The sequence below is a fragment of the Prosthecobacter sp. genome, assembly GCF_029946185.1.
In the GTDB taxonomy this organism is placed as follows: domain Bacteria; phylum Verrucomicrobiota; class Verrucomicrobiia; order Verrucomicrobiales; family Verrucomicrobiaceae; genus Prosthecobacter.
Genome location: NZ_JAQSEA010000080.1, coordinates 33,368 through 58,854, shown reverse-complemented (window position 1 = coordinate 58,854; position 25,487 = coordinate 33,368). Strand labels below are relative to the sequence as shown.

Here is a 25,487-nt window from a genome sequence, read left to right as displayed (position 1 = left end):
TTTCATCTGATTAGTTCATGTTCATGCCAAGCACACTAGCCATCTCGCTCCCGCGAGATGAGCCGCGCGCGCGCCCTATCCTTGAGGCCACTCTCAAGCCTCCAACCGCACAGCAAAAACCGGGTGCCTTGATCTCCTCTCCCGAAGCGAAAGGACCCAAGTTCCCAGCCCAGCCCACCTCATCTCGGCGCTCCGGGCATTTTCATTTCGGTGTAGCCGGTTGGCGGCACGAATTCCTCAGCGGCCACCGTCTCCTCCTTCGCAGAGACCAGGTTTGAGCTCACTGACTTGCCCATCATCGTCACCTCAGATTTCACCACCATGCCCTCAAAGTCTGCAGCCTGCGGTGACAGTGCCGACATCGCCCCGCCCACGATCTTGCCTAGCTTGTCGCTGAAGGCGCTGATCTCCGCGTATTTCGGAAAATCCTTCGCCACCCAGAAGCGGCCTTTGCCCATCTGCCCTTCCCAAGTGAAAATTTCGGTGTCCCATTCGCCTACTTTTTCCTTCTGTCCGGTCGCCACCGGTTTGGCGGCCTGCTGACCTGCCGAGCCTTTTCCCATTTTTTCCACGGCCGCCTTGATCGTGGCCAGATCCCTTTTCATGACCATTTTCTGCTCATGCATGATCATGGTCATGCCCTCAGCACCCACGATCACGGACATCTTCTCTCCCATGTTCACCCGCGCCTGATCGCCTTTGATCTTGGTGGTGACTTCAGCCTCTTTGCCTTCCGTGCTGGTTTTTTGTACCAGCACCCAGTCAGCCTGGGCAAGTGTGGCGGCCAGAAACAGGACGACAATGGAGAAGGCAGACGTTTTCATAGGTTCGCGAGGTTACTCTAATCCAGGGCCGACGGTCAATCATGAACGTCTCTAGTCTTGAACTGCATTGTTCCGCCCCGCATGATCGTTCTTTCCGCATGAGCCGCCTTCTCGTCTTCATCCGCCATCACCTCGCCGGCTCCGGCATGCTCATCGCGCTGCTGCTGCTCTGTACCTTCTTCAGCATCGCCACCTGGACAACGCAATACCCGCAGAATGCCGCCGCAGCCAACGACGTCGCCTCCCAAATCGCCCCGCAGGCAAAAGTGCTCATCGTCGTGCGCCCGACCGCCGCAGACAGCGCCTTTGCCAAAGCTCTCCAGGCAGAACTCGGCGCGCGCGCTGAAGTCGTGCAGGGCGAACCCAAAGACGCCCGCGCCGCCCTGCTGCGCTCCTCAGCAGGTGGCCTCGATGTGATCGCCTGCAATCACGCCACCGCCTCCTGGCTCGTTTTTAGTGATCTGGCCCACGACTTCCCCGCGCTCAAAAACACCCGCGTAGTGCAGCCCCGAGCCCACTCATGGCCGGTCTTCCTCAAGACCGACAACCTGCTCAACATCGCCAATCAGATCGCCGTCATCGCCATCCTCGCCATCGGCATGACGCTGGTCATCATCACCGGCGGCATTGATCTGAGCGTTGGCAGCCTCATCGCCCTCTCCGCAGTCATCACCACCCTGATCGTGCGGGATTTCTGCGACGGCGTGAATGCCGGAGCCGCAGGCATGTTCGCCGCCTGCCTCGGTGGCATCGCCGTGTGTGGCACATGCGGGCTGCTCTCCGGTGCGTTCATCACCCGCCTGCGCATGCCGCCCTTCATTGTCACCTTGGCCATGATGCTCGTCGGCAGCGGCCTCGCCTATCGCCTCGCCGAAAATCAATCGGTCTATCAGGTGCCCGATTCCTTCGTCTGGCTCGGGCGCGGTTCAGACCTCTTCGGCCTGCCAAACGCCGTGGTGCTCATGCTGCTGCTCTACACCGCCGCCCATGTGGTGATGACGCAGACCCGCCTCGGCAGAAATCTCTACGCCGTCGGTGGCAATGTGGAGGCAGCGCACCTTTCCGGCGTGCCGGTCCAGCGCGTCATCCTCATCGCCTACGTCCTGTGCGGACTGCTCGCCGGTCTCGGCGGTGTGGTCACCGCCTCATTGCTCAAGAGCGGCTCCCCCACCTACGGCCAGATGTATGAGCTGTATGTCATCGCTGCCGTCGTCGTGGGCGGCACCAGCCTTAGCGGAGGCCGAGGCACCATGCCCGGCACCCTGATCGGAGCCTTCATCATCGCCGTCATTCAGAACGGCATGAACCTCACCAACGTCGAAAGCAACACGCAGAAAATCGTCCTCGGCCTCGTCATTCTGGCCGCTGTTCTCGTGGATCGTGTGCGTAAGTAGAAATCAAAACTCATGTTCAACTCCTGGCTCCCCGAATCAAAAGACCGCCTCCCGCTGACGTGGTGGAAGCAACACCCCGTCTATCTCGCCGCCGTCATCGCACTCGTCGCCGCTGCGAGCATGGTCCTCACCGCCGTACTCGGTTACGACTTGATGGGGCATTTTGTCTTCACTTACGAGAGCGCCTTTCGTCAACTCCATCTCTGGACACCGCTGACTTATATCTTCGTCAATCCACCCAGCCTCTGGACGCTCATCGGCTGCTTCCTGTTGTGGAATTTCGGCGAAGCTGTGGAGCGCCACCTGGGCCGTCGTGCCTTTGTCCGCATGCTGCTACTTCTGCTGCTGGTTTCCCCGCTGGTCATCACGTTGTTCAGCCTCTTCGGCAGTCGCGGTCTTGCCTGCATGGGAATCACACAGCTTGAGTTCGGCGTCTTCATCGCCTTCGCCACGCTCTACCCTCATGCAAAGCTCAACGTCATCATTCTCACCATCGATGCCTGGGTGCTTGCCACCGTCTTCGTTGGCATCAATGCCCTCGTCAGTCTCGCCAACCGCGACTGGTCCTCCCTGCTCCTCCTCGCCGCCAACGTCGGCACCGCCTACGCCTTCATCCGCTTTGAAACCGGTGCGCTCACACTCCCTTCCCTGCCCAAACGTGCACCTCAGGCCAAAAAGCCCGCGAAAAAAAGCAGCACTCCGACCGTCGATGACATCCTCGACAAGATCAGCCACCAAGGCATGCAAAGCCTCACCGCCGAAGAGCGCCGCATCCTCGACCAAGCAAGCGATGAGATGAAGCGGCGGGCGGGTTAACGCAAAACCACCCGGCACGGCGCACCATCTGCGCCTTCCAATTTGAGCGGCAGACAAATCAACTCGTAGTAGCCGGGCTTGATGTCGGCCAGATTGAGTCCCTCGATCACCCAGATGCCTGCGCCGAGCATGATCTGATGCGTTTCGACGCCATCTTTGTTGAAGCCGCCGATGCTCAGGTAATCGACACCCACCGTCACCACGCCTTGCTCGACGAGGTACTGCGCGGCGTCCGCACGGATGGAGACGAAGTCCTTGTCGAACTCGTTCATCGCCCAGCTGCGGGTCGAGTTGCGCGTCTTGAACAGCACACGCTGGCGGGGGGCCAGCTTGAGCTTCTTCAGATCATCCGCCGTGATTTGATCCTCGCAATCGAGCTCAAACACGCGGCAGCGGCCGATCACCGGCTCCAGCGGCATCTGCTCCATGGTCAAACCATCCGCGATGAAATGTCGCGGCGCATCCATGTGCGTTCCCGTGTGGGCGCTCATGCTGATGTGGGTGAGATTGCACACCGCACCGTCTTCCATGCGGCTCACGCGTTTGATATGGCACTCGTGATCACCGGGCCAATGCACCATGCCGTCGCGCAGCGGGACTGAGACATCTTTCCAAGGGCGTTTCATATAATTCCAATACGAACCCCAGCGAACACTCTACGCAAGAGCTTGTTTTTCTTTCGCGTTTCCTCAGGATGTCCCAGTCCAGCCCGCTTCCCCGCCGTCAGTTTGTCAAATCCACCGCAGCAGCAGTCTTTGGCTTTCAGATCGTCCCGCGCCACGTTATCGGCGGTCCGGGCTTCACCCCGCCGAGTGAAAAGGTCAATCTCGGCTGCATCGGCATCGGGGGCCAGGGCGGTGGCGACATCAGGGATCTGGATGACTCCGGCCTCGCCAACATCGTTGCCCTCTGCGACGTCGATCTGGACCGCTCCGCCGACACGATCAAAAAATACCCGGGCGCCAAGCTCTACCGTGACTACCGCGAACTCATCGACAAACAGAAGGACATCGACGCCGTCCTCGTGGCCACGCCGGACCACGTTCACGCACCCGCCAGCATCATGGCCATGCGTGCCGGACGCCATGTTTACGTCGAGAAACCGCTCGCCCACACCATCGCTGAAGCACGTGCCATGCGGGATGTGGCTGCGGAGACAAAACGCGTCACGCAGATGGGCAATCAGGGTCACGCCAGCGAAGGCATCCGGCTCACGCGTGAATGGATTCAAGCCGGTGCCATCGGCAAAGTCACCGAGGTGCATGTGTGGTCTGACCGTCCCGGAAAATTCTGGGATTCCCAAGGCAAAGCCTACCCCACCGACACACCACCCGTGCCCAAAAACCTCGACTGGGACCTCTGGCTCGGCCCGGCGAAAGAGCGCGCCTACCATCCCGACTTCTGCCCGCGCAAATGGCGCGGCTGGTGGGACTTCGGCTGCGGTGCCCTCGGCGACATGGCCGTGCACAATGCCGACCCCGCCTTCTACGCGCTCGATCTCGACGCCCCCGACTGGGTCGAAGCCGAGAACGGCCCGAACAACAACCAGTCCTACCCAGTTTGGAGCATCATCACCTACCACTTCCCCGCCAAAGGCGACCGCCCTGCCGTGAAGATGGTCTGGTATGACGGCGGCAAGCTGCCACCACGCCCGGAAGGCCTCGAAGAAACGCGCAACCTCGGCGACAACGGCATCTACTTCGTCGGCGACAAAGGCTGCATCCTCGCCGGCGGCTGGTCCGGCACCCCGCGCATTGTGCCCGAGACAAAAATGCAGCAGTTCATCATCCCCGCGAAAACCATCCCCCGCTGCCTCAGCGGCCACCGCAAAGAATTCCTCGAAGCCTGCAAAACCGGCAACCCGCAGGATGCCAAATCCGGCTTCTGGTACTCCGCCCCCTTCACCGAATCCCTACTCGTCGGCCTCCTCGCCGTTCGCTACGGCAAACGCGTCGAATGGGATACGAAGGCGATGAAGTCACCAAACACCCCCGAAGCTGACGCCATCATCCACAAAGCCTATCGCGCCGGCTACAGCATCTGACCGGAGGATAGCCGTCCCGGCTGTCAAAGGACTGGGGCGTCTCGCCTTAGATCAGTTCCGGTCACGCCAGCAGCTTCGGCACCAGCTCCCCATGCACATTCGTGAGCCGCATGTCGAGCCCCTGAAAACGCTGATTGAGCTTCGTGTGCTCAAACCCAAGCAGATGCAGCAGCGTGGCGTGCAGGTCATGCACATGCACCGGGTCTTCGGTCACGTTGAACCCAAACTCATCGCTCGCGCCCAGTGTTAGGCCGGGCTTCATGCCACCACCAGCGAACCACATGCTGAAGCAATTCGGATGATGATCGCGCCCGTCGCTGCCACCCTGCACCATCGGCGTGCGGCCAAATTCGCCACCCCAAATCACGAGCGTATCTTCCAGCAGGCCACGCTGTTTCAAATCCCGAATCAACGCAGCACAGGGCTGATCGGTAAGACCACACTGCGTCTTCAAACCATTCACCAAACCACCATGGTGATCCCAAGCCTCATGGAAGAGCTGCACAAAACGCACACCACTTTCGACAAGCCGCCGTGCCAGCAGGCAATTATTTGCAAACGACGCCTCGCCCGGTTTTGCACCATACATGTCGAGGATGTGCTGCGGCTCCTTACTGATGTCCATCAGCTCTGGAGCCGTCTGCTGCATGCGATAGGCCAGCTCAAAGCTGTTGATACGGCTGGCGATCTCAGGGTCACCCACCACATCGAGCCGCTCCTCATTGAGCTGCTTCAAAACATCCAGCGTGTCACGCTGCGTCGCATCACTCACGCCCTGCGGGTTGTTCAGAAACAGCACAGGCTCGCCACTGCTGCGAAACGGCACGCCTTGATAAACGGTGGGCAAAAATCCGCAGCCGAAATTGCTCATGCCACCACTCGGCCCCTTCTGCCCGCTCTGCATCACCACATAGCCCGGCAGATCCTGGTTCTCCGTGCCGAGACCGTACAGCGTCCACGCCCCAAAACTTGGCCTGCCAAAAATCTGCGTGCCGGTGCTCATCAAAATCTGCGCGGGTGCATGATTGAAAGCGTCCGTCTTCATCGAGCGCACAATTGTGAGATCATCCGCGATCTTCGCCGTGTGCGGCAGCAACTCACCAATCTCCGCACCGCTCTGGCCATGCCGCGCGAATTTAAACTTCGGCCCCAGCAGCTTGCTGTTCGGATTGATGAACGCAGCGCGATACCCCTTCAGCAAATCCGGCGGCGGCAGCTTGCCATCCCATTTCGCGAGTTCCGGTTTGTTGTCGAACAACTCCAAATGACTCGGCGCACCGCCCATGAAGAGGTAAATGACGCGCTTCGCCTTCGCCGGATAATGCGGCTTCTTCTGCGCCAGCGAACTCACCGGTGCCGCAGCACTGGCTGTGCGCGCCATCAAATCCGCCGCCGCGATGCTCGCCAAGCCCACGCCGCAGTCCTTGAAGAACCAGCGGCGGCTGCGGTAGCGGGCGTATTCGGTCTGAAGTTCGTGGCGGAGAGTCATTTGATGCAGATTAACGCACAGAAATCGTCAGCGAGCGATGATGTCTATCCGCACGGGTTGCGCAGCACAATCCCGGCGGCGGCTTTCTCCATGCAGGCTTATTGTTTGAAAAAGCATTCCAAGGGATTGAGCAGCAACTCTGCTTCATCCTTGCTGAATCCGTGCCCTCCCAGCGCTTCTTTCTGCTGCCCCCGGGTGGTCCCAGGAAGCGCATTGAGAACCTGCACATACAGCAAATAACGCAAATCAGGGAGACTGTTTCCAAAGGCACTGGCGACTGCAGCCGGGCCTTTTGGCAACACCACCCCGTTCCCGTCCGTGCCCACCAAAACAGCTGGCGGGCTGTCGTTTTTGATGCGCTTCCTGGCATTACGGCGTGCAACCTCAAATTGTTTGTACTGACAGTCCAAGGTGACCGTGCAGGCGTGCAGCAACTTCCAGAAATCATCCTCCAGTGCGCTTTTCTCAGCAGTGCTGTCCAGGCATGCGCCGAGTCGCAGTGCCGACGCCTCCAGGAGTTGTGATTGAATCTCTGCCCACGAGCTCGATCCTGGCGCACGACGCGATAAATCTGAGATCTCTTCCAAAAGCAGGCTGAATCTGGCCAGGCTTTCGCGCGCGGCCGCTTCCAGACCTTCATGCAAAAGCACATCAGCGCAGATCTTGTCGCAGTGCGACTCGAACGCCGACGGCTGACCGGCAAGCTTTTCGATTTCCATCAATTGCGCCTCCAATCGCCGCCACTTTTCCATGGCAGGGATCTTTTTGAAAGACGGCGGAGCGGCCCGTGGTGCGTCATGCACACACACCGAGAACGACACAGCTCCCGGACTTCCCCCCATGAACACGATCGCGGGGTTGCCGAAACGATTGCTCTCCACCGCGTCCCCTTGGATGACCCACTCCACATAGCCAATGGTTTCAGGGACGACTTTAATCTCCACCCGTTCGCCGATTCCGACATCTCGACGTGAGTCAGGGCTGCCGTCCGGAGCATGGCCGAGAGTGCGGGTTTTGATTTCAAAGCGCGGTTTGGCCGTTTGGGCACAAGATGGCAGAATAAGCAATGCCGACATGACCCATGGACACATTGAGATAGCACGCAGTTTCATTGCCGTTTATCTGGCAGACTTCAGAATCCGGTCGATCTCCTGCTTGCTGAAGCCATGTTCGGAAAGCACCTCTGCTTGTTTCTTGGCGGACGCCCCTGGCAATGCATTGCGTATCTGGACGTACAGCAGAAAAGGGAGCGTGGAAAGACGACCGGAGAGAGCATTGGCCACGGCGTTTTTACCCAGCGTCGGGTGCGGTAGTGGGCGTATTCGGCCTGGAGTTCGTGGCGGAGGTTCATGGCGGGGGGATTGACGCATAGAAATCGCTGATTGGCCATGCCCTCTATCCAGGCCAGCGGCGCAGCACAATCCTAGCGGCGGCTTTGTCCATGTAGGAACGTGCTTTAACAGACATCATTTGGCAGCACCCATCAAGAGAACGATCTCGTCTTTGCTAAACCCATGTTCGCGCAGCGCGTTCTTTAATTCACCGACAGGGGCATCCGGCAATGCATTGCGAATCTGAACGTAGAGAAGGAAGGGCAGAGTGGAAAGATGATTGTCCAGAGCGGTGGCGGCGGCATTTCTGCCATTCTGATTTTTCTCCTGAGGATCAATAATGCTCTCAAACTCAGCGATGGCATTTTGGAGCTGCGTCTTCAGGCTCTCCACATTTGTGACGCAGGCTCTGAGCAAGGTCCAAAATTCGCCCTGCAATTTGCTTTTGTCAGCTGTGCTATCCAAGCATACGGCAAGGCGCTGCCCGGCTGCTTCAGCCACAGTTCCTCGGATTTTGGACCACCACATCGAACTGGGAAGCACCAGCGCCATACGGTCGGTTTCCTTCAACAGCTGAATGAAGAAGGCCATGTCCTCGGCTTCAATCGCCGAGCGTTCATTGATGGGATAAAGCCCCTTGAAAAGCGTGGCACAGCAGGCGTCAAAATCTCCGCGCTTGTCAGCCATTATTTCGAGTGCTGGCAATTCAGCCGCCAATCGCCGCCACTTGTTGCCTGCCTCAGGGCTCTTAGGGGCAGGCTTGTTTGCCTGCGGCGCATCATGGACAGTCACTGACAAAGAAATTGCTCCCCCGTCCGATCCCACCATCAAAATGCTAGGATTGCCAAACCGGTTGGTCACAGCCACATCTCCTTCTGTGACCCACTCCACGTAATCAGGGGTTTCAGGCACCACTTTGAGCTCCACCCATTCGCCAATCCCCCAGGTCTTGCGCGAGTCAGGGTAGCCTTCCGCATGCAACAGAGTGCGCGTTCTGATCTCCCACTTGGGCTGACTCTTCTTCTCTGCTGCCACAGCGGCGCCCATTAGACACATCATCGCGAGTCCAAGCATTTTCATAATCCGTCAGGTTATGCCGCATCCCCTACCGCAATGTCGATCTCTTTCCATGCCCCGCCAGCATCATTGCTGAAGGATTGCCACATCTCCCGTCGTTCCACCCGCCCATGAAGCTTCTCAGCCTCTTCCTTTCGACATTCGTCATTCTGCATTCGTCATTCGCCTTCGCCGCCGACAAACCGAACATCCTCTGGCTCACCAGCGAGGACCACGGCCCGCATATGGGCTGCTACGGCGACACCTATGCCGACACTCCAAACGTCGATGCGCTGGCGGCAAAAGGCATGCTCTTCAAGCACGCTTGGTCCTGCGCTCCCGTTTGCGCCGCAGCACGCACCACCATCATCGCGGGCATGTACTCGCCCTCCACCGGCGGCGAGCACATGCGCAGTATGGTGCCGATGCCGAAGGGCACCAAGATGTATCCGCAGTTCCTGCGCGAAGCCGGTTACTACTGCACCAACAACAGCAAGGAGGACTACAACCTCCTAAAGCCCGAGGGCGTATGGGACGTCTCCTCCGGCCAGGCACACTGGAAAAACCGCACAGAAGGTCAGCCCTTCTTTGCCATTTTCAATGAAACCTGCAGCCACGAAAGCCAGCTCCGCAAGCGCCCACATGTGGCGATTCATGATCCTGCCAAAGTACGCGTACCTGCCTACCATCCCGACACACCTGAAGTGCGCCAAGACTGGGCACAGTATTATGATCAGGTCACACTCGCCGATGCCTCAGCCGGCAGGCGCTTGAAGGAACTGGCAGACGCCGGTCTCGCCGAAGACACCATCGTCTTCTACTACGCCGATCACGGCAGCGGCATGGCGCGCAGCAAGCGCTGGCCATGCAACTCCGGCCTGCAGGTTCCTATCGTGGTGTATTTCCCACCCAACTGGAAACACCTCGCGCCGAAGGAATACGGTGCCGGGGTGAAGTCAGACCGCCTCATCAGCTTCGTCGATCTCGCGCCCACGCTGCTCAGCCTCATCGGCGTTCAGCCCCCAGAATGGATGCAAGGCCACGCCTTCGCCGGCAAGTTTCAATCCGAGCCGCAGCCTTTCGTCTATGGCTTCCGTGGCCGCATGGACGAACGCTACGACTGCGTGCGCAGCGTCACCGATGGCCGCTTCGTCTATCTGCGCAACTACATGCCCCACCTCTCGCAGGGCCAGCATGTAAGCTACCAGTTTGAAACACCCAGCACTCGTGTGTGGCGTGAGCTTTATGACGCGGGCAAGCTCACCCCCGAGCAGTCCATCTTCTGGAAGACACCCAAAGACCCCGAAGAACTCTACGACCTGCAAAGCGACCCCGATGAAGTCCACAACCTCGCCGCCCAGCCTGAACACGCCGCCACCCTCGCCAAAATGCGCACCGCACAGGAAAGCCTGTCGCTGAAAATCCGCGACGCCGGCATGATCGCCGAAGGCGAGATGCACCTGCGCTCCGAAGGCACCACTCCCTACGACATGGCGCACGATGAGAAGATGTATCCCCTCGCCCGCATCCTAAAAGCCGCCGGCGAAGCGACATCCATGAAGTCTGACGCCATGGCAGATCTCAAAGCCGGATTTGCCGACAAGGACAGCGCCATCCGCTACTGGTCCGCCATGGGCATCCTCATGCGCGGCGGCGATGGCCTGAGCGCAGCGCACGATGAAATCACCCAGGCAGCCAAAGACAGCTCCACCTACGTCCAAGTCGCCGCCAACTGGGCGTTGGCCAAATACGGCAGCGACTCCGAACGCGCTGCAGCCCTGCCCGCCCTCGTAGGTCTCGCCAACTGGAGCCAGCACGATGTCTTCACTAGCCTCAGCGCCCTGAACGCCATCAGCGATCTCGGCGACAAGGCCAAGCCCATCGCCGCGCAAATCAAAGAACTCCCTGCGAAAGGAGAAGCTCCTGATGGCCGCTTCAACGGCTACGTCTCACGTCTGCTCGCAGATCTGAATGGCACCAAGCCCGCCGCTGAAACCCCTGCAAAGAACAGGAAGAAAAAAGGGAAGAAGTAGAAGCACACCGATTACATGCGCCAAGATGACAGTGCCAGCGCTGGAGATGAGACAGCGCCTTGTCGCAGGACGGATGTGGCGACAGCCCGTCCGTCTGCGACGTATGGCAAACTCTGTGGCCTGCGATTCAGCCCGCCATTTGCTTTGGAGCTTTCTGACACTGCATGACAAGAAACTCATCCATCTATCTTTCTCCAGGCTTCCCTCGCTGCTCACCGTCATTACCATTCTCACCCAGCCGCCATGTCCTTGCCCCGCCGCCTCGCCTTTCTCCTGCTTCTCGTCAGCCCCGCCACAGCAGCCCCCAATGTCATTCTCTTCATTGCCGATGACGTGAGTTGGAATGATCTGGGCTGCTATGGCAATGCAGCGGCACGCACGCCTAATATCGACAAACTCGCAGCCGCTGGGCGGCGCTTTGACGAAGCCATCCTCGTAGCAAGCAGCTGCAGCCCGAGCCGCTCCAGCATCATCACCGGACGCTATCCACACAACAACGGCAGCGCCTCGGAGCTGCATCAGCCCATCGCCGCGCACCTGCCATGGTTCCCCCGCCTGCTGCGTGAGGCAGGCTGGTACACCGCCCTCGTCGGCAAGCACCACATGACCTCCGACAAACTGGCCGCAGGCGAACAGCCGCAGCCTGCACCCTTTGATCTCGTAGACAGCGGCAACGCCCCCGGCAACAAAGGCGGTCACGCCACCTGGGTGAAGACCGTGCAGCAGCGCCCCAAGGACAAGCCCTTCTTCTTCTGGTTCGCCTCACTCGATGCCCATCGCGGCTGGGATGCAGACAAGGACTGGGAGGAAAACCTCTACGGCCCCAAACACGATCCCGCGAAGGTCATCGTGCCACCCTACTTGAATGACGACGCAGCCACGCGCGACGATCTTGCCTCCTACCACAACGAAATCACCCGCTTCGATTACTTCATCGGTCGCGTCATCGCAGAACTCGAACAGCAGAACGCGCTGGATGACACGCTCATCCTCGTCATGGCCGACAACGGCCGCCCCTTCCCCCGCGCCAAGACACGCCTGCACGACTCCGGCATGAAGACACCCTTTGTCGCTCACTGGCCCAAAGGCATCGCCAAACCCGGCACCGCCACGCAGAGCCTCATCAGCTCCATCGACATCGCGCCCACAGTTCTCTCGCTCGCAGGTGTTTCGGTCCCTCCCACGATGCAAGGCCTCAGCTTTGCCACCATCCTCGCCGATCCCATCGCCACGCCGCGAAAATACGCCTTCTCCGAACACAACTGGCACGACTACGAAGCCCATGGCCGCTCCGTTCGCTCAGAGGGTTTTCTCTACATCGTCAACTCCCGCCCAAACCTCGCGTGGCAGGGCCCGGCAGACTCCGTTCACTCGCCCTCCTTCCAAAGCCTGCGCGCCGTGCGTGATGCCGGAAAGCTCACCCCAGCCCAGGCAGATGTCTTCCTCACTCCACGCCCCGTGGCCGAACTCTACCGCACCGATGCCGATGCCTTACAGCTCAACAACCTCATCGATGATCCCAACTACGCCTCCGTCAAAGCCCACCTCGCCAAAGCGATGGACGAATGGACCGAAGCCACCGGCGACTCCGCCCCCTCTGATCTCTCCACAGACTCCTTCGATCGCGAAACCGGCGACAAGCTCAAACTCAAAGAGCACGACTACCGCCGCACCCCCGCCGGCTGGGACAAAGGCGCGAGTCACATGAACGCACCGGGGCCGCGTTAGTCCCCCTCGCACTCACAGCCCCAGCAGCTGCCGCATCCGCTCTTTCGGAATGCCGCCCACTTCACGGCCCGTCTCGCGCCCTGATTTGAAGGCGATGAAGGTGGGAATACCGCGCACTCCATGCTCGCGGGAAAGAGACGGATCTTCATCGACATTGATGCGGATCACCACCGCCTGGCCCTTCAGCTCCTTCGCCAGTTCCTCCACCATCGGGCCTATGACTTTGCACGGGCCGCACCAGTCGGCGTAAAATTCCACCAGCACAGGCACCTTGGCCGCGCGCACGGCGCTGATGGATGTCCTGCTGCCAACCCCGCCACCTGAGGTCGGACGCAGCATATCGAACGCAATCCAGCCGATGTACAGCAGGACGGCTCCAGCAATCCAGAGAGGGATGTTTCCTTTGTTCATCTGGTACCATCTGGTCCAGATTTCATTCTGGCAAGGGCGATGACGTCCGATCCCCCCAGTTTTCGACCTTGAAACCCACCCCTGCGCCAGTAAGAAAGACATCCCGCGCTTGGCCGCATCTCGCGCTTTTCCGCCCCTCATTGACCCTGTAACCCTCGACATGAACAATACCCTCCTCGCTCAAGCTGCCAACGAAGCCCGTGGTCTCGCCATGGATGCCGTGCACAAGTGCTCCTCCGGCCACCTCGGCCTGCCCCTCGGCTGCGCCGAAATCGGTGCCGTCCTTTTCGGCGAAACCCTCAAGTGCGATCCTGCCGATCCGAAATGGCTGAACCGCGACCGCTTCATCCTCAGCGCCGGCCACGGCTCCATGTTTCTCTACTCCTGGCTGCACCTGAGCGGCTACGATCTCCCCATTGAAGAAGTGGCCAATTTCCGCGTGCTGGGCAGCCACACCCCAGGCCATCCAGAATCCTTTGAAACCGTCGGCGTCGAGTGCACCACAGGCCCCCTCGGCCAGGGCATCGGCAATGCAGTCGGCTTTGCCCTCAGCGGCAAGATGGCAGCGGCGAAGTACAACACCGCCGATCATAAGATCATCGACAACCACATCATCGTCCTCGCTGGCGACGGCTGCCTTCAGGAAGGCGTGGCCCGTGAGTCCGTGGCCTTCGCCGGTCACAACCGCCTCGACAACCTCATCCTCATCTATGATTCCAACGATGTGACGCTGGATGCGATGGCCAAGGTCACGCAGGATGAAGACACCCAGGCGCTTTACATCGCACTCGGATGGAACGCGGTGAAGATCGACGGACACGATCTCGATGCCGTGAAGAGCGCCATCGAAACCGCCAAGAAGAGCGACAATGGCAAGCCCACCATCATCATCGCCAAGACGATCATCGGCAAAGGCATCGCGGAAGTCGCTGGCACAGCCAAAGGCCACGGCGAAGGCGGCGCAAAGTTCGTCGATGCCGCGAAAAAAGGCCTCGGCCTGCCAGAAGGCAAACATTTCTACGTCAGCGACGAGGTGAAGGCCTACTTCGCCGACTTGAAGAATAAGCGCGCCGCGATCCACGGTGAATGGAACAAGGTCTTCCTCGCCTGGGGCGCCGCAAACCCAGAGCTCGCCAAGCAGCTCGACACCGCACGCCACGGCGAACTGAAAGCCGAAGACCTGCTCAAGCTCGTCCCCGAGTACCCTGCCACTGGCAAAGCAGCCACGCGTAACAGCGGTGGCGAGATCTTCAATCACATCGCCAAAGCGGTGCCAAACATCATCACCGGCAGCGCCGACCTCTTCGGCTCCACCAAGAACTACCTCACCGGCATGGGCGACTTCGGCCCGACGAATCCGACCGGCCGCAACATCTGGTTCGGCATCCGCGAGCACGCCATGGGCGCCATCTGCAACGGCATCGCCTACGACGGCCTGTTCCTTCCCAGCGGCGCGACATTCCTTGTCTTCGCTGACTACTGCCGCCCGAGCATCCGCCTCGCCGCGCTCTCCCGCCTTCCCGTCACCTACATCTTCACCCACGACTCCGTCGGTGTCGGTGAAGACGGCCCGACCCACCAGCCGGTGGAAACCGTCAGCGGCCTGCGCGTCATCCCCAATCTCGACGTCATCCGCCCCGGCGATGCCGAAGAAACCGCAGGTGCCTTCGCCGCCGCCTTCAGCCGCGCCGATGGCCCTACGCTGCTCGCCTTGAGCCGTCAGGATCTGCCGCATCAGGGCAGCGCCAGCGCCGCCAGCCGCCGTGAAGGCACGCTCAAAGGCGGGTACGTCCTCGTGAAGGAAACCGCCGCTCTCGAAGCCATCGTCATCGCCACCGGTTCCGAAGTGCAGTGGGCCGTTGAAGGTGCCAAGGGCAAGCCCGGCGTCCGCGTCGTCAGCCTGCCATGCTTCGAGCGTTTTGATCGTCAGGACGCCGCCTACCGCGAATCTGTCCTCCCAGCCGCCTGCACCAAGCGCATCGCCATCGAAGCAGGCGTCTCCGCTCTCTGGTGGAAATACGTCGGCACCCAGGGCCAGATCATCGGCATCGATCGCTTCGGCATCAGCGCCCCTGGCAACATCGTCTTCAAGGAACTCGGCATCACCGCCGAGGCCGTGGCGAACGCCCTGGCATGAGCTGACCACCGCTGAAAGGTCCTGAAACTCACGAAGAGAGGCTGGCAACAGCCTCTCTTTTTTTGTGCCATCTGCCGCGACTTTGCGCCCCTGCTTTACCGCGTAGCGGTGACACAACCGTAGCCGTGGGTGCAAACCCACGGTAGCGCGTCGGCGGAAAATCCTCTTTCCGTGGAACCGCGTAGCGGTGACACAAAACCTCCGCACAGTCTGCCGTCACCGAACAACGCTCCACATCCGCGCTCTTTTCCACCGATGAACCGCCGCACCATCCCCTCTCTCCAGATGAGCGTGTACGGCCAGGACCGGCTGCGCTCGGAGGGCTTCGTGGTCATGCCGCTGGAGTTTTCCATGACGCAGGAGCCGCAGCGGCTCATCCCGCATTTCCACGATTTCTTCCAGGTCTTCCTGATCACGGGAGCAGGCAGGCTCATGCATGATTTCCGTGATCATGACGTCACCGGCGTGACTTTGTTTTTCCTCAGCCCCGGGCAGGTCCACACCATTCACCCCTCACCGCAGATGCGCGGCACGGTGGTCTCCTTCACCCAGGAGTTTTTTGATCATCAGGCACCCCCGCCCAGCATGCTGTTTGATCTGCCCTTTTTCTTTAGCTCCGGCGTCGCGCCCTGGCTGTCGGTGAGCAAGGAAGAGGCAGCACGGATCACCGCGCTGTTTGCAGAATTGCAGAGGGAGTACGATGCCGCACTGACCGGCGTGGCAGAGGTGCTGCGCGCCACACTCCGCATCCTCTTCATCCAAACCGGGCGGCTGTATGCTCGCAAGCATCCCGTCAAAGAGGCCTCGCGTGCGACACTGCTGGCCCGCCAGTTTCATCTGGCCCTGGAGCACCACTTCCGCGAATGGCAGGCGCTGGCACCGTATGCCAAGGAACTCGGCATCACCGTCAATCACCTGAACGACGTCATCCGTCAGGAGACCGGCCATGCCGCCGGGGAACTGATACGCCAGCGCCGTCTGCTGGATGCCAAGCGCCTGCTGCTGCACTCTGACCTCAGCGTCTCCGAAATCGGCTACCAGACGGGCTTCCAGGACCCCTCCTACTTCACGCGTTTTTTCCGCCTCCATGCCGGACAGACGCCGGGGGAGTTCCGCGACACAATCCGAGAAAAATACCAGTCAGAAGCCGCCTAGCACCAGCCCGCCAGATTGTGCACTCAGGCCTTCAGGCGAAGAATCTTCGTCCCTATGAATGACACGATGATCGAGGACCAACCAACTCACGCGATCGCCCCCAGCGCAACGCCGGACTCAAAAGAAACCGTCTTCGCGCTGCTGTTTGCCATCAGCTTTTCGCACATGCTGAATGACACCATTCAGGCCCTCCTGCCTGCCATCTATCCAGTGCTCAAGGAATCGTACGGACTCACTTTTACCCAACTCGGACTCATCACGCTGACCTTCCAGGTCACGGCCTCCCTGCTGCAGCCGTTGGTGGGATACATCACAGACAAGCGTCCGCTGCCCTACTCCCTGCCGGTGGGCATGGGTCTGACACTGGTGGGATTGCTCGCCCTCTCCAAAGCGGGCAGTTACCCGGCCATCTTGGTCGCCTCGGCGTTGGTCGGCTCAGGCTCCGCCATCTTCCATCCAGAGGCATCACGCATCGCCCACATGGCAGCAGGAAGAAGGCGCGGGCTGGCGCAGTCACTGTTTCAGGTGGGTGGCAATGCAGGCTCATCCATCGGCCCCTTGCTGGCGGCTTGGTTCATCGTGCCCCATGGGCAGGCTGCCTTGTCCTGGTTCTCCATCATCGCAATGCTGGGCGTCTTCGTGCTGTGGCAGGTCGGGATGTGGCAGGCGCGGAATTTGCATCGCATCCAGCGCAAACAGGCGCGCACCGCCGCCGCAGCCCAGTCCCGCCCGACTTCCGGCAGGGTGGCTTTTGCCATGGCCATCCTGGTGATGCTGATCTTTTCCAAATACGTGTATCTGGTCAGTCTGAGCAACTACTACACCTTCTACCTCATGGAGCGTTTCCATGTCTCGGTGCAGACCTCGCAGTATTACCTGTTCCTGTTCCTCTTTGCCGTCGCCCTGGGCACCATCGTGGGCGGACCGGTGGGTGATCGCATTGGCCGCAAGCGCGTCATCTGGTTTTCCATCCTGGGGGCCGCGCCCTTCTCCCTGTGGCTGCCGCATGCCGGGCTGGCGCTCACCGCGGTGCTCACGGTCATCATCGGCCTCATCCTCGCCTCCGCATTCTCAGCCATCCTGGTCTATGCTCAGGAACTCATGCCTGGAAAAGTTGGCATGATCGCAGGGCTGTTCTTTGGCATGGCATTTGGCATCGCAGGCATTGGCTCCGCCGTGCTGGGAAAAGTCGCGGACCTCCACGGCATCAACTTCGTCTTCCACTTCTGCGCCTTCCTGCCCCTCCTGGGCCTGCTGACCATGTTTCTTCCAGAGGTGGAAGGAGAGGGTCGCTCAGCTCCCGCGAAAGCGGGTGCCTGAGTGGCAGGACCGGGAAGCTCATTAGAGCTCCTGCAGCGTCTTCCGACCCCGCTCCTTCGTCTCTGGGTCATCCCGATCCCGGTTCGACATCGCGAGGCCTTTTTCGATGAACTTCTTCGCCTCCTCCTTGCGTCCCATCAGGGCGTAGGTGCGACCAAGTTCGACATGATGGATCAAGCGGTTCGGATTCAACGCGATGGCTTTCTGAAAATTCTGCACCGCCTCGTTATAGGAAGCACTGGGCAGAGAGCCGTAAACGACCATGGCCACAGCACGTGTCAGCCCACCAATCTGCGCCAGTTCCTGATTCCAGCGCCCCAACAGGTGCCAGGCAAAGTCGTCCTTGGGGTTGAGCTTCACCGCAGTTCCTGCCTCGGATTTGATCTTGTGTGAGGCCTCGATGCTGCCCTTGTTGCCGAGAAGCGGAGAAAGTTTGCCAAGGCAGATGGCGACCGCGAGATGCGGATCCGAATCCTTGGGAGCCAGCTTCACCGCTCGTTCAGAATAATCGAGTGCAGTGCGTCCTGCCTTCAACTGCTCGGCCTTGGAGGACAGGTCCGCCATGCGATACACATACTGCCTCGCGATTTTCACCAGCAGCGAAGCATCATTGGGATTCAGCTTTTCAGCAGGCAGGTAGGACTCCAGCGCCGCATCCGCCTTGAACTTGGCATCAGCCGCATCGCCTTGCTTTACGAGTTCGGCGAAGTCACCAAAGGCATGCCCTGCCAAGAGCGTGGCAGCCAAAAGAGTGAGTGTCGTTTTCATGGTTTGATAAAGCGATAGTGTGAAACAATCCATTCCTCGCCACCGCGGTATCCCCACAGTTCGGCGCAGGCGAGGAAGAACAAGCGCCACCAGACCCACCACTTGGTCACCTGATCTTTGCCGTACGTTTCGGCAAACAGTGGCAATATCTCCGCCTTGTGCGCATCCATGTTCGCCAGCCAGGCCTCGCTAGTCTTGGAGTAATGCTGGCCGCTCACGCACCAGTGGTCTTCGATTTTCAAATCATCCTGGAAGTAGAGCAGCAGATCATCGCTGGGCATCTGACCGCCGGTGAAGAAATATTTCGCCATCCAGTCGTCCTCGCTGCGCACCTCGTAATGGTAGGCGTATTCACGGTGGGTGAAGATGTGAACGAAGAGCTTCCCGCGCGGCTTCAACCATGTGGAAACACGGCGCAGCAGTTCCTGGTAGTTCTTCATGTGCTCAAACATCTCCACCGACACACAGCGGTCAAAGACACCCGTGCCCACACCTTCGAAGTGAATCATGTTCGCCGTGATGATTGTCAGGTTTTTCAACCCGCGCTTCTCAGCCTCACCATCGATAAACAGCTTCTGCGTGCGCGAGTTGGACACGCTGGTGATCTTCGCATTCGGATAATGCTCTGCCATCCACAGTGACAGGGAGCCCCAGCCGCAGCCCAGTTCGAGAATGCTTTGCCCATCCTGCAACTCAGCGCGCTCACACGTCAGTCTCAGCATCGCCGCCTCAGATTCATCGAAGGTCGTCTTTTCATCCGGCCAGTAACCCGAGCTATACTTCAAATGCTTGCCGAGCACGAGCTGGTAAAACCGGGTGGGCACTTCATAATGCTGCTCGTTGGCCTCATCCGTCGCAATGGCCACCGGCATCTGCTTGAGATCCTGCACATAGCGCATCAAAGCAGCGCGCTGCGCTTCGGTGGTGGGCTGTTTGTTCTCCCGCAGAGTCTCGGCAAGACGCTGGCGGATGCCGAGCCGGATCATGGTGTCCGGCAGGATGTTCTTGGCGAGGATGGCGTTGATGGTGCTCATGCGGTTTGGTGAGTTGTGCGACCTTGGAGAAAGACTGGATTCAACTTTTTGGCGGCCACGGCACAAAGGCACTCGTGGTGCGCTGGTATTCGCGATAGGCATCCCCCTTGCTCTTCACAGAACATTCTTCCGTCAGTGGGATGCCGGTGACACGCAGCAAAAAATACAGGATCAAAGCAGGAGCATACACAGTGGCCCAGCCCCAAGGCGAGCCGCAGGCGAAGAGCCAGAATCCCCACCACACGACGGACTCGAAGAAGTAGTTCGGATGCCGCGAGTAGTGCCAGAGACCGACCTGACACACCTTGCCTTTGCTAGTTGGGTCCGCTTTGAAACGCTTCATCTGAGCATCGCTCAAGCCCTCGCCACAGATACCCACCAACCACACACCGGCCCCGATCATTTCGATAACACCCAACTGCGGCGCTGGATTCAAGCACGCGAGCAACACCGGCACTGCCAGCAGCACAATGAGCAAGGCCTGAGCCTGGAAGAAAAAGAAAAAGTTCTTCGCCAGACCCTCCTTCCATTTCTCACGCAGCACGGCGTAGCGCACATCCTCATGTGGATGGTGGCCTTTAACCCGAAAGAAAAGATAAGTGCCCAGTCGCAGACTCCACAGCACACCCATCGTCATCGCGATCATTTTTCGCTGCGTAAAGCCGCCACCTAATATTGCGTAAAGCGGCGCAATGACCGCGAGCGCGTAAGACCACGTTACGTCGACAAAACTGAAATTGTTCAGTTTCAAACTGAGCCACCAAGTGAGCGTAAACAACACGAACGCCACCGCCGTGCCAATGCCGATTAGGAACAAAAATTCATGCGTCATGGCGTGCGAAGTTGAAGCGTTTGGAGAGTTTCTCGACCAGAAATTTGCTGATGAAATAAACTAACCCGAGGAGCAGCGGCGCGATCAGCAGCCACACGACCACACCGTAAAGACCGATCATTCCGTAGTCGGCCATGAACTGTCCGGGGGCGGTTAAGAAACGCTCCATCATCATGGGAATGGAAAGCGGCACATGCTCAGCACCAAACAGCGACTCCCCCGCGCGCATGAAGAGCAGAAGCGTGGCAAGGTGCAGCGGATAGGTCAGCTCACGAAAAACCTGCAGTACCGGTTGATTGAGCTTCAACACAAAGCCCACTGCCAAAGCAAGCACCGTCGTGGTTCCCAGCAGTGGAAAGACCCCCGTCGTGACACCGAAGGCAATGGCCTGCGCGATTTTGGCAGGAGTGGTCCCCTGCGCCAGTTGCGCCACGACCGGCTTCACCACCCAGCGCCGCCAGATAGATTCGCGCTTGACGGGTTCAGTCATGCTTTGCGTAGGAGGAGGTCTTCCATGCGCGCACTCGTCGGCACACGGAAAAGCAGGATGAGCATATAGACCGCCATCGCGATATTGCCGAGCAGCAGAATGCCGACCAGCCAGCCAATGCGGCCAAGCCACGAGCGCTCCTTATAGGCGACCCAGCAGTAGAAGGTGAGAAAGGCCCAATAAGTGTCAAACAGCGTGGCAATGAACCACGGATGACCGCCCACAGATCCCGGAATCTCCCAGAGCGGACATTGCGTGGATGCCCAGCTCGTGACGGCGAGCATGGACCCCAGCACTAGGAGAAAAAAGAAACGAAGAAACCAGATCATGGCGCTTAGAAGGTTTGATGCAGAGTAGCGTTGTTGGGGCGGGTGTAAACGGCCTGCACCACGCTGATGTTCCGCGTGGCAAAGGCCGCTTCGCAGTATTGCAGGTAGAAATTCCACTTGCGGACAAAGCGGTCATCAAAGCCGAGCGACTTCACCTCCGTGAGCTTGGCATTGAAGCGCTCAAACCACAGACTCAGTGTCTTCGCATACGACGCGCCCAGATCTTCGAGCCCATGCATGAAGAGTTCGCTGGTGCGGTTGATGGCTTCATTGACACGCCCCACACTTAGAAGCAGCGAGCCCGGGAAGATGTGCTTTTGAATCCAGTCCACTCCATCGCGCAGATCTTTGTGCTGGCAGTCGGCCACCGTGATCATCTGGAAAGCCAGCATGCCTTCCGGCTTCAGAACTTCAGCACACTTTGCGAAGTAGGTTTCAAGATACTTGTCACCCACAGCCTCAAGCATTTCGATGGAGGCGATCTTGTCGAACTTCCCAGTGATGTGTCGATAGTCTTGCAGGCGGATTTCCACCTGATCAGCCAACCCTTCGCGCGCCACGCGTTCAGTGGCATACTTGTGCTGCTCCTCTGAAATCGTGACAGCGGTGATGCGGCAGCCGTGATGCTTCGCGGCATGGCAGGAAAATCCGCCCCAGCCACAGCCGATTTCGAGCACATGATCTCCCGGCTTGAGCTGCAGCTTCTGGCAGAGCGCCTCGTATTTGGAATGCTGCGCCTCCGCCAGCGGCTGACCGGGATGTTCAAAACGCGCCGCAGAGTACGTCATCGTCTCGTCGAGCCAGAGAGAGTAGAATTCATTCCCCAGATCGTAATGTTCGGCAATGTTGCGTCGGCTGGTGCTCACACTGTTCGGCCGCAGCAGATGATGCGCGCGGTTCACTAAGTTGAGCAAATTCACAAAGGCCATCTTGCTGGACGAAGTGCGCGATCCCTGTGACTTCGAGAGGTTCAGGATAAACCACTCAATCACCGCCGCGATGTCATCCGTCTCCCATTCACCCTCGACGTAGGCCTCGCCGAATCCGACATTGCCATACAAAACACAGTGCTTGAAAAATGCACGGCTGCGGATGCGCATCTCCGCCGTGATCTTGGCCCCATGCTCACCCAGCACATGGGTGCGCCCATCTGGCAGAACTATCTTCAGACCACCGTGAACAAAGGGCTTCAGCGAAAGCATGAAAAGCCGTTCATAAAAGCCAGGCTTCGCCGCCGCAGGGCTGGAGACTTGGAGGTCGGTTTCGTAGGTGATTGTGTCGTTCATGGTTTTTGAGGTGCGATGGATTCGTGCGGGCGAAGAACTCCGAGCTGCAGCCCGGCATTGTCTGATTTGCGGTGCCAGGGAATGCGCTTCAGCCACAGCCGCAGCGCATGCCAGTGGATGAGAAAAATCACGCGCAGCGTGAGCAGCGGATACTTCACCGCACAGAGCAGCAGCGCGGCATCCGTCAGCGGCCGCTGTTTGCCAGTAAGTGAAGTGAGCAGCACGCGATCACCCTCTTTCTCGTCGTCGATGTGAATTTCCAGCTTCTCATCCGGCACTTGCAGTTTGAAATCAAATCTCAAATCGAGCGCCGAAAAAGGTGATACATAAAAATGCTTTGGAGTAATGAGCCGAAATCGCTGCGCACGATCACACTCCATCAAAACATACGGCTTCTGCTCGTGGAAGGTATTGGTTACCTCCGCCACTGCGCAGACCGCCTCTCCGGCAGCATCAAAGGCATAGTAGAAGCACACCGGATTAAAGATGTAGCCAAGCACTCGTGGGAAAGTAAGCAGGCGGATGCTGGCGATACGCCCGGTATCCACTTCGTTCTCCCCAAGATACTTCAGGATATTCGCCTTCACATCACCGGCACCGAGACCCAGATGATCGCGATCATAAAAGGAGAACAGATTGAAACGATTGCGGCTGAAGCAGCGCAGCTTTGCAGCGAGGCTGTCAATGGCATCAAGATCAAGCCACAGGTAGAAAACATTGTAATTGAAACGATGCACCTTCGGATGCAGCCGGTGGTGCATCACCGCACATTCATAGATGGCGGATTCGACTTCCATCACCAAGGCTCCTTTCCGATAAGGTCACGGCAAAGGCCAACGGCTGATCCAAAAGCATCTTCATGAAAACCGTGGCGAAAGTAGCTGCCGCAAAAATACGTGCTTTGGTCACGAGATATTCGATTCAGATCAGGCAGTCGTTTCTGCGCATCTATTGCAGCCAGATCGAAAAGTGGATGTTCGTAATTGATTCGCTTCAGCACCTTGTCCGGGGCTATCTCATCAGCGGCATTGATCGCGACGAAGTAGTTGGTCTTGTCAGACACCCCCTGCAGGCTGTTCATCCAGTAATGCGTGCTCGGCTCGATGCCACCACCCGCCGTCGGCTTGATACGGTAGTTCCACGAGGCCCAGCACTTTTTCGACTTGGGCATGAAGCTCTCATCCGTGTGCAGCGTGGCGATGTTAGGCTGGTATTTGAAGCAGCCGAGCAGCTCGCCTTCAAGATCAGTCGGCTTGGCTAGCATGCGCAGCGATTGATCGGCATGACTGGCGAAGATGACCTTGTCGAACAGCTCAGCCCCGCCATCACGCGGAAACACCTTCACCCCCTCCGCATCCCGCTCGACGCGAACAATGGGAGACCCAAGCCGGATGCGATCCTTGAACGGCGCAGTTAGTTTCTTCACATACGACCGCGCTCCGTCCGTGACCGTCCGCCACGGATGCTGCGTGTTCAGGCCAAGGAACCCGTGATTGTGCCAGAAGTGGATCAGCGTCAGCGCCGGAAATTCCAGCATCAGCTCCGGCGGCGTGGACCACACCGCAGAGCCCATCGGGATGATGTAGAGATTGAGGAAGTCACTGCCATAACCGCGTGCTTCCACATAATCGCGTAGCGTCATGCGGGCAAAGCGTGGATCATCCAGCGCCGCCACAGCCTCGGCATTGAAGCGATTGATCTGCAGGACAAATTTCCAAAACCGAGGACTGATCAGATTGCGACGCTGTCCGAACAAATGGTTCATCGAAGTGCCATTGTATTCAATGCCGCTTTGCAGATGCGACACACTGAATGACATCGAAGTCGGCTTCGTCGCCACGTCGAGTTCTTTGAACAGGCGGCTCAGGAGCGGATACGTCACGTAATTGAACACCATGAAACCGGTGTCCACCGGTAGCTCCCGCCCCGCTTCACTCACCGTCACGGTATTGGTATGGCCACCAGCATAATCGTTCTGCTCAAAGATCGTCAGATCAAAATCCCGCTGCAAGAAGTGTGCGCAGCCCAGTCCGGCAACCCCCGTCCCAATGATGGCCAGGCGCGGTTTCATGCGCCAGGGTTTTGGGCTGATTGTTTGAGCTGCGCCGCCTCACGGTACACACTCGGCGGCACCGCCTTGAGGTCCCAAATCAGGCCGCACCAGGACAGCATTTTGAGCAGGTAGTAGGACACATCGATCTCCCACCAGAAGAAGCCCTGCCGCGCAGAGCCCGCATAGCGGTGGTGATTGTTGTGCCAGCCCTCACCCAGCGTCAGCAGCGCCAGCAGCAGGCTGTTGCGGCTGTCGTCATCCGTCTTGAAACGCTTTGAGCCAAACACATGAGCGAGTGAGTTGATGAAAAACGTCGCATGCAAAAGGATCACCGTGCTGATGAAAAATCCCCACACAAACATCTGCGCGCCATTCGTGCCGAGTCCGGGCGCATAGCGCTCCATCAGCCATCCCGTGAGCCAAAGAAACGCGCCATAGAGCAGTGGCACAATTTGATCATGCCGGTTGAGAAACACCAACTCCGGGAACTGCTCCAGATCGCGGATGCGACTGTAGTCCGTGGGGAAGTTTTTCGGGCTGGTTAGCCAGCCGATGTGAGACCAGATAAAACCCCGCATCCGCGGAGAGTGCGCGTCCGGCGCTTCATCGGAATGCTGATGATGATGGCGATGCACCGAAGCCCACCACAAGGCCCCGCGCTGGCACGAGGTATTTCCCAACACCGCAAACACAAACTGCATCCAGCGCGAAGTGCGGAAGCTCCGATGCGAGAAATAGCGGTGGTAAAAAGCCGTGATGGCAAACATCCGGACCGCGTAAAGCAGCAGCGCAGCCACCAGCGCCACCCAGCTAAAGCCCACCCAGAGCACGGTCAGGCAGCCCAGATGCAGCACGATGAAGGGAAGGCAGCGCCGCCAGTCGATGCCGTCCGTCAGCTTGTCGTCCCCCTCCCAGCCCGGCGGGCGGTAGTCAGAGTCAAACCACTGCCTCATCATC

The 25,487-nt window shown here is 58.9% G+C and carries 24 protein-coding genes; 8 read left to right on the top strand and 16 right to left on the bottom strand.

The annotated features are described in order from the left end of the window. Window positions 1-179 precede the first annotated feature (179 nt). Entirely contained in the window at window positions 180-824 is a 645-nt protein-coding gene (locus tag PSV43_RS06235; protein WP_300194678.1) for a DUF4412 domain-containing protein, read from the bottom strand. Between the two features lie 98 nt (window positions 825-922). Here PSV43_RS06235 and PSV43_RS06230 point away from each other — a divergent pair, with 98 nt between their 5' ends. Together PSV43_RS06230 and PSV43_RS06225 are read left to right on the top strand one after the other, a co-directional pair. Continuing rightward, entirely contained in the window at window positions 923-2,218 is a 1,296-nt protein-coding gene (locus PSV43_RS06230; protein ID WP_300194677.1) for an ABC transporter permease, read from the top strand. Between the two features lie 12 nt (window positions 2,219-2,230). Next, on the top strand, window positions 2,231-3,034 hold the full coding sequence (locus tag PSV43_RS06225) for a rhomboid family intramembrane serine protease (protein WP_300194676.1): 804 nt from the start codon (window positions 2,231-2,233) through the stop codon (window positions 3,032-3,034). Here PSV43_RS06225 and PSV43_RS06220 read toward each other — a convergent pair. Next, window positions 3,031-3,660, bottom strand: coding sequence for a cyclase family protein (locus PSV43_RS06220; RefSeq protein ID WP_300194675.1), 630 nt, complete (start codon window positions 3,658-3,660; stop codon window positions 3,031-3,033). The two genes, PSV43_RS06225 and PSV43_RS06220, sit on opposite strands and share 4 nt — an antisense overlap. A 68-nt stretch (window positions 3,661-3,728) precedes the next feature. On the opposite strand from PSV43_RS06220, the gene PSV43_RS06215 reads away from it, so the two are divergent. Beyond that, window positions 3,729-5,078, top strand: a complete 1,350-nt coding sequence (locus PSV43_RS06215) for a Gfo/Idh/MocA family oxidoreductase (RefSeq protein ID WP_300194674.1) — start codon at window positions 3,729-3,731, stop codon at window positions 5,076-5,078. 61 nt (window positions 5,079-5,139) lie between these two features. On the opposite strand, the gene PSV43_RS06210 is transcribed toward PSV43_RS06215, so the two are convergent. The 4 genes from PSV43_RS06210 to PSV43_RS06195 form a co-directional block, all read right to left on the bottom strand. Beyond that, window positions 5,140-6,567 (bottom strand): DUF1501 domain-containing protein, encoded by a 1,428-nt coding sequence (locus PSV43_RS06210; protein ID WP_300194673.1) that lies wholly within the window; start codon window positions 6,565-6,567, stop codon window positions 5,140-5,142. A gap of 98 nt (window positions 6,568-6,665) precedes the next feature. Next, entirely contained in the window at window positions 6,666-7,679 is a 1,014-nt protein-coding gene (locus PSV43_RS06205; protein ID WP_300194672.1) for a hypothetical protein, read from the bottom strand. Between the two features lie 6 nt (window positions 7,680-7,685). Continuing rightward, a complete protein-coding gene (locus tag PSV43_RS06200; RefSeq protein WP_300194671.1) occupies window positions 7,686-7,850 on the bottom strand; it encodes a hypothetical protein in 165 nt (54 codons plus the stop codon). 183 nt (window positions 7,851-8,033) lie between these two features. After that, window positions 8,034-8,825, bottom strand: coding sequence for a hypothetical protein (locus PSV43_RS06195; RefSeq protein WP_300194670.1), 792 nt, complete (start codon window positions 8,823-8,825; stop codon window positions 8,034-8,036). Between the two features lie 260 nt (window positions 8,826-9,085). Between PSV43_RS06195 and PSV43_RS06190 the strand changes: the two genes are divergently transcribed. Further along, complete coding sequence (locus PSV43_RS06190; protein ID WP_300194669.1) at window positions 9,086-10,987, top strand: sulfatase-like hydrolase/transferase; 1,902 nt, start codon at window positions 9,086-9,088, stop codon at window positions 10,985-10,987. Between the two features lie 243 nt (window positions 10,988-11,230). Beyond that, window positions 11,231-12,715 carry a sulfatase gene (locus PSV43_RS06185; protein ID WP_300194668.1) on the top strand — a complete coding sequence of 495 codons (1,485 nt, stop codon included), beginning with the start codon at window positions 11,231-11,233 and terminating at the stop codon, window positions 12,713-12,715. Window positions 12,716-12,727: 12 nt separating this feature from the next. Here PSV43_RS06185 and PSV43_RS06180 read toward each other — a convergent pair whose 3' ends face one another. Next, window positions 12,728-13,126: a thioredoxin family protein gene (locus tag PSV43_RS06180; protein WP_300194667.1), complete on the bottom strand. Its 399-nt coding sequence runs from the start codon at window positions 13,124-13,126 to the stop codon at window positions 12,728-12,730. A gap of 160 nt (window positions 13,127-13,286) precedes the next feature. Here PSV43_RS06180 and tkt point away from each other — a divergent pair, with 160 nt between their 5' ends. From tkt to PSV43_RS06165, 3 genes are all read left to right on the top strand, one after another. Next, a complete protein-coding gene (gene tkt, locus PSV43_RS06175) occupies window positions 13,287-15,263 on the top strand; it encodes a transketolase (RefSeq protein ID WP_300194666.1) in 1,977 nt (658 codons plus the stop codon). Window positions 15,264-15,518: 255 nt separating this feature from the next. Beyond that, window positions 15,519-16,418, top strand: a complete 900-nt coding sequence (locus tag PSV43_RS06170) for an AraC family transcriptional regulator (RefSeq protein ID WP_300194665.1) — start codon at window positions 15,519-15,521, stop codon at window positions 16,416-16,418. Window positions 16,419-16,484: 66 nt separating this feature from the next. Then, window positions 16,485-17,738 (top strand): MFS transporter, encoded by a 1,254-nt coding sequence (locus PSV43_RS06165; protein WP_345784651.1) that lies wholly within the window; start codon window positions 16,485-16,487, stop codon window positions 17,736-17,738. Between the two features lie 21 nt (window positions 17,739-17,759). Here the strand turns inward: PSV43_RS06165 and PSV43_RS06160 are convergent, their stop codons facing one another. From PSV43_RS06160 to PSV43_RS06120, 9 genes are read right to left on the bottom strand one after another with little or no spacing between them, the layout of a single operon-like run. Continuing rightward, window positions 17,760-18,506 (bottom strand): hypothetical protein, encoded by a 747-nt coding sequence (locus PSV43_RS06160; protein ID WP_300194663.1) that lies wholly within the window; start codon window positions 18,504-18,506, stop codon window positions 17,760-17,762. Continuing rightward, window positions 18,503-19,540, bottom strand: a complete 1,038-nt coding sequence (locus PSV43_RS06155) for a cyclopropane-fatty-acyl-phospholipid synthase family protein (protein ID WP_300194662.1) — start codon at window positions 19,538-19,540, stop codon at window positions 18,503-18,505. The genes PSV43_RS06160 and PSV43_RS06155 overlap by 4 nt, the downstream gene beginning before the upstream one ends. Before the next feature lie 40 nt (window positions 19,541-19,580). Further along, window positions 19,581-20,372, bottom strand: coding sequence for a DUF1295 domain-containing protein (locus PSV43_RS06150; protein ID WP_300194661.1), 792 nt, complete (start codon window positions 20,370-20,372; stop codon window positions 19,581-19,583). Next, the gene (locus PSV43_RS06145) at window positions 20,362-20,862 is read right to left on the bottom strand and encodes a DUF2062 domain-containing protein (RefSeq protein WP_300194660.1); all 501 of its coding nucleotides are present in this window, start codon (window positions 20,860-20,862) and stop codon (window positions 20,362-20,364) included. The genes PSV43_RS06150 and PSV43_RS06145 overlap by 11 nt, the downstream gene beginning before the upstream one ends. Beyond that, on the bottom strand, window positions 20,859-21,191 hold the full coding sequence (locus PSV43_RS06140) for a DUF1475 family protein (RefSeq protein ID WP_300194659.1): 333 nt from the start codon (window positions 21,189-21,191) through the stop codon (window positions 20,859-20,861). The genes PSV43_RS06145 and PSV43_RS06140 overlap by 4 nt, the downstream gene beginning before the upstream one ends. A gap of 5 nt (window positions 21,192-21,196) precedes the next feature. After that, window positions 21,197-22,477: a cyclopropane-fatty-acyl-phospholipid synthase family protein gene (locus PSV43_RS06135; RefSeq protein ID WP_300194658.1), complete on the bottom strand. Its 1,281-nt coding sequence runs from the start codon at window positions 22,475-22,477 to the stop codon at window positions 21,197-21,199. After that, window positions 22,474-23,274 (bottom strand): DUF1365 domain-containing protein, encoded by an 801-nt coding sequence (locus PSV43_RS06130; protein WP_300194657.1) that lies wholly within the window; start codon window positions 23,272-23,274, stop codon window positions 22,474-22,476. Before PSV43_RS06130 ends, PSV43_RS06135 begins: the two co-directional genes overlap by 4 nt. Next, window positions 23,274-24,548, bottom strand: a complete 1,275-nt coding sequence (locus tag PSV43_RS06125; RefSeq protein WP_300194656.1) for an FAD-dependent oxidoreductase — start codon at window positions 24,546-24,548, stop codon at window positions 23,274-23,276. Before PSV43_RS06125 ends, PSV43_RS06130 begins: the two co-directional genes overlap by 1 nt. Next, window positions 24,545-25,486, bottom strand: a complete 942-nt coding sequence (locus PSV43_RS06120) for an acyl-CoA desaturase (protein ID WP_345784650.1) — start codon at window positions 25,484-25,486, stop codon at window positions 24,545-24,547. The genes PSV43_RS06125 and PSV43_RS06120 overlap by 4 nt, the downstream gene beginning before the upstream one ends. Window position 25,487: the final 1 nt, after the last annotated feature.